We start from the raw sequence: 4,899 nt of genomic DNA on the forward strand, positions 1-4,899 counted from the left end.
AGGCGACCGATTTCACCTCCTCGGCATTGACATCTATAATCTCTTTTTTCAACCACTGGGCGGGTGCAGTTTTCAGGAACCGGAAATTGCCGTCCACGAGAAAGACGGTGTCGGCATCGACCTTTTTCAGGTACTGCCCACCACCTTCCCCGTTGTCGGTCTCACGACGCTGACCCAGGATGACATTGGCGAGGATCTTTCCCGACGCGTCTGTTAGGGTGACCTGCTTGCCCGTGGACGAAGCGTCCGTGGCGGAAGGGGCCATCAGTGAGAGGCGGGCCAGGCTTTCAGTTGAAGCGGGAAAACTGCGGCCGATTTTCAACCGGGAGAGCTTGACCACCAACTCCCTGAGTTGATCGAAGTCGGCCGGATAACCGCCGCGTCCGTCGACCTGCCACACCTTGTCACCCTTGACCAGGACCACTTTGTTTTCAGAATCGGCGAGGGTCAGTGTAGTCACTGCGTTCACCGGCAGGTCGGCAAACAGCTTATCTCCCATTTTCACCTGGCCGGTATGCTCCTCGACCCCGAAACGGAAAAACCAGAGGGCCAGCAGAAGGCCTGTCGCCGCCAGCAGTATCAAAAACGTCTTGCCCTTCATCAACTATGCCTTTCTTCTTCGAGTGATTGCGTAAATGATCCCACCGATGCCGATGAGCAGAGGAACGAGAAATATATTCACGAACCTGACCTTGGTTCCCAGCTGTTCGATCTCGGCACGCAGGTTGCGCCGGACCGTCTTGAGTTCTTTGTTGATCCTGAGTTTCTCCTCTTGAAAGCGGGCGATCTCCTGCTCCTGTTCCTCGCTGAGGATCGCACGCTGGGCGTCATCTTTTTGCTGCTCGAGCATGCTAAGCTTCTGGTTGGTTTCCTCCACCTGGCGAACCAGCACCTGCTCCTGGTCCAACCAGCGGTCCTGGGCCTTGCGCTCCAATTCCTGCACCCGTGTAAATGGCCGTTCGAACGTGCCCCGGGAGCGGATACTGATCAGGGCGGGATTACCGGTCAGCATCTCACTCGTATTGAGCATGAAATTCAGGTTGTCGTTGAAGATGTTGGAAATCGTAAAGCCCAGCAGGTTCTGCTGACTCAGGTAGTAGCCGTCGTACAGCAGATCGCTGTCCGCCACCACAACGATGACCGAGGGTGCTTTACCTTCCTTCAGCGATTCTTCCGTATCCTTGGTGCCTGCCTCCGGCGACGTTTCGCTGGCTTTGGGTTCAGCGGCCGGTTTTCCCTCCGGAAAAGCCGTCTTAAACGTGCCGGATATTCGCACGGCCAGATTGTGGATCGTACCCGACGGTTTGAAATCCCGACGAATGGCGTTCACATTCATGTTGTGGGCGAAGGCGTCCACCTTCACGCTGTTGGTGCTGGTTTGAACCAGGGGCTCAACGGTGTAAATGCTGTCCGGCAGTTTCTCGATGGCACCGGCAACCGGCAAGAGCATGGATTCCAGGTTGGTGGTAATCAGGTTGTCTGCGAGAAATGCGCCGGCTGAGGCGGAGAGCCACAGCGGATTGTTCTCCGCCTGGTTGTTGCGGTTCCTCAGCCGGGTGGCGTAGGTGTAGTCGGCAACGGCTTTTCCCGGTTCCATGGTGATCCCCCAGGCGTTGAACAGCCTGGTGGGGATGGACCCGCCAGGTCCCATGCGCGGATCGTCCATCAGGGAAAGGGGGTCGGCAAAAACAATGGCATTGCCACCGCCCAAGATGTACTGGTCCACGGCAAAGGCCAGCATGTCGGACATGTTTCTGGGGTGAAACAGCACCAGCAGATCCGCAGTCGGATCGATGTGGTCGGCATCGGGCTGCACTTTTGTCAGGTCGTAGGTCTTTGCCAGCTCCTGAATGAAAAACCAGGGCTCCGAGCCGGGACGGGGCCCGGCCATTCCCATGTTCGCGGGGGCTTCACCGAATACCGGCAGACTGCTGAATACGGCGATCTTCATTCGATCCGTCGTCTGTACACGGGCTATAATGCGCGTCAGGTCATACTCCAGCCGCGTCTCCTGGGTGGGGTCGATAAAGGCAATGGCCGCCTCCTGGTCGGCGGCCAGGGCAACGAGCCCCAGATAGACCTGCTCGCCGGTCGGCAGGCTGATGCCTTTCATGCCGTATTTAACGGCCCACTCTTCTTCTTCGGAATCGGGTTTGGGGTCGTATATTTCGACGGAGATCCGGCCCTTTCCGTATTGTTCGTACTCGGAAAGAAAATCGATCACCCGCTGGGCAAAGGTCTTGATATGGGAAGGGATGTTGACCACGTGTTTGCTGTAAAACACCTTGATCACCACGTCTTGATCCAGTTCAGCAAGGATGGTCCGTGTACCCTGGGACAATGAGTACAGATTGTCTTCAGTGGCATCCCAGCGCAAGGTGGTTCGGGACAACAGAATGTTCACCAGCACCACGATGACGAGCACCAGCACGGCGCTGCCGGCCGAGAATACGGTTTTTCCGATGCGTCTTTTTCCATCGCTCATGGATTCTTGGCCTCCTTTAAGCCGATTCCCTATTTTGCAGGATAACGCCGTTGACAAAGATCATGAAGACCATCACCGACAGGTAGTAGAGCAGATCCCTCACGTCCAGCACGCCTCTGGCAATGGAGGCAAAATGGGATAGAACACTGGTCGAGGAGACCAAATCCACCAGCCACATCGGCGCCCACCCAGACAGTACGGCTGTCACCGGCGCAAAACCGGCTAGTATGAGAAACAGGCAAGCCACCACAGCCAGAATGAAGCTGACCACCTGGCTGCGGGTGAGGGCCGAGGTCATGCTGCCCACGCTCAAAAACGTGCCCGCCATGAGAAATGAGCCCAGATAGGCACAAAAAATAACGCCCAGATCCGGATTGCCCAGGTACATGGTGGTCAGAACCAGCGGAAAGGTCAGGGCCAGTGCGATGCCGATAAAACACCAGGCGGCCAGTAATTTCCCCAGAACCACGTCGGTGACGGTTACCGGCAGGGTCAAAAGCAATTCGATCGTCCCCAGCCGGCGCTCCTCGGCCCACAGCCGCATGGCAATGGCCGGAACCAGAAACATGAACAGCCACGGGTGCCACTGGAAGAAGCCTTTCAAGTCGGCCTGCCCCGCTTCGAAAAAATTACTGATGTAAAAGGTGAAAAACCCGGTCAGGAGAAGAAAGATCACGATGAAGACGTAGGCCACCGGCGAACCGAAGTATCCGGCAAATTCGCGCTTCATGATGATCCATATGTTACTAAAAAAATTACCGTTTTGCATGGGCCACTCCATTGTTTTTTAGGAAACAAATCACAATAGCAAAAATTCAAAATTCCAAACCTTGCGGTTTTGAAGAAAGGACATTCCAATCATCGATATTGGAGAAACCAAAAAAACTATCACCGTTAGATTTTGCCCTTTTTTGAGCTTTGGATATTGTAGTTTTGAATTTATTTGAGATTTGTTATTTGTAGTTTGTTATTTAAAATCTGTTGCTTGCATTTTTTTGTTTCCGGCTTTTCCGGGTTAGGGTCTTATACCGATGGTAATCTCACGAAACACATCGTCCAGCCGCCCCTGCTCAACAAACACCGCGGCGATGCCAACCCCGTCCTGGTTTGCCGAAGCGATCACCCGATCGGCAACGGGAACCGCCGGATCGTCAGGGAAAATGCGCAAGGTCGTCCGCTCGCCATCGGATTCCACAACCGAAATTGACGCCACCCCGTCCAGTTCCGCAATTCGTTTCTGTAATCCGTCAGTCGCCGCGCCCTTGACAGTCAGGACCACAGATCCGTGAGAAATGGACCGCCGCCTGAGCCCGTCGGGTGTGTCGTCGGCCACCACCTTTCCGTCGGCAATAATAATGGCCCGGCTGCAGACAGCATCGACCTCGTCGAGAATATGGGTGGAAAAGATGATGGCCTTGGTGGCACTCATCTCCCGGATCATCAGGCGTACTTCGTGCTTCTGGTTGGGGTCCAGACCGTCGGTGGGTTCGTCGAGGATCAGGTATTCGGGGTCGTGCAGGATGCTCTGAGCAAAGCAAACCCGCTGTTTGTATCCCTTGGACAGGGTGTTCACCACCTGATGACGGACACTGGCAAGAAAACATCGCTCTACCGTCTCACCCACCCGCTGGTTTTTGGCGGCTCCCCTGAATCCACGAATCTCGGCACAGAAATCCAGATATTGGTTGACCGTCATATCCGGATATACCGGTGCATTTTCAGGAAGGTAGCCGATCATTTTGCGGGCGGCAATGGATTGAGCCATAATATCATTGCCGCCGACGATCACCGTTCCGCGGGTGGGCGGAAAGAAGCCGGTGATCATCCGCATGGTGGTGGACTTTCCCGCGCCGTTGGGGCCTAAAAAACCCAGGATTTCTCCCTTCTGGGCGGTAAAGGAGATGTCGTCCACCGCCAGATGACTGCCAAACTGCTTGGTCAGATGCCTTACTTCTATCATGGATGTGCGGTCTCCTTGGCCTTCGATTTAACTGGTTTTTGAAAGCAGTACCCCGTCACCACAGTTATTGCCTCCTGCACAAACGGACGGTCAAAGCCCAGCGAAAGGGTGCGGGTGGTGCTTCATCGGGTTAGTGTCCGTCCAGGAATAGGCAGTTTGGGTCGAGATCAAGGCTTTCGAAAAATTTTACCGGAAGCATATGTTTGATATTCCGAGGATAAAATTTTTCGGATAACGCAGATATCGGGCAAATTGGTCATTTATGGATGGGCACTAAATAGCGGCATCCAATCATCCAGGAGCGAATGGGCGACTGACTTACCTGCAGGACGGTGGGAAAGGCATGGTGCTGCAGGCAAACGGGGCACCCAGCCATTTCTGGCAGAATGCCCCGTTTGTGAATCCATACGAGTTTCTCAGGTTGCTCTTTTTACATTCTTGGCTTCAGGTCCGC

General features: G+C 54.6%; 4 protein-coding genes. All 4 read right to left on the minus strand.

Translation table 11 applies throughout. The features are described from left to right. Positions 1–601, minus strand: a 601-nt coding sequence (locus QNK41_RS19585; RefSeq protein ID WP_319260469.1) for a DUF4340 domain-containing protein, incomplete at its 3' end; no start/stop codon positions are given. Between the two features lie 3 nt (positions 602–604). Next, entirely contained in the window at positions 605–2,485 is a 1,881-nt protein-coding gene (locus tag QNK41_RS19590) for a GldG family protein (RefSeq protein WP_319260472.1), read from the minus strand. A gap of 16 nt (positions 2,486–2,501) precedes the next feature. Continuing rightward, the gene (locus QNK41_RS19595) at positions 2,502–3,266 is read right to left on the minus strand and encodes an ABC transporter permease subunit (protein ID WP_319260474.1); all 765 of its coding nucleotides are present in this window, start codon (positions 3,264–3,266) and stop codon (positions 2,502–2,504) included. 234 nt (positions 3,267–3,500) lie between these two features. Further along, the gene (locus tag QNK41_RS19600) at positions 3,501–4,445 is read right to left on the minus strand and encodes an ABC transporter ATP-binding protein (RefSeq protein ID WP_319260477.1); all 945 of its coding nucleotides are present in this window, start codon (positions 4,443–4,445) and stop codon (positions 3,501–3,503) included. Positions 4,446–4,899: the final 454 nt, after the last annotated feature.

It is taken from the genome of Desulfosarcina sp. (assembly GCF_033791525.1).
GTDB lineage: Bacteria > Desulfobacterota > Desulfobacteria > Desulfobacterales > Desulfosarcinaceae > Desulfosarcina.

Bases quoted from the DNA above. Each gene is read 5' to 3' on its own strand.
- QNK41_RS19590 (WP_319260472.1), bottom strand. From the start codon at position 2,485: ATGAGCGATGGAAAAAGACGCATCGGAAAAACCGTATTCTCGGCCGGC.
- QNK41_RS19595 (WP_319260474.1), bottom strand. From the start codon at position 3,266: ATGGAGTGGCCCATGCAAAACGGTAATTTTTTTAGTAACATATGGATC.
- QNK41_RS19600 (WP_319260477.1), bottom strand. From the start codon at position 4,445: ATGATAGAAGTAAGGCATCTGACCAAGCAGTTTGGCAGTCATCTGGCG.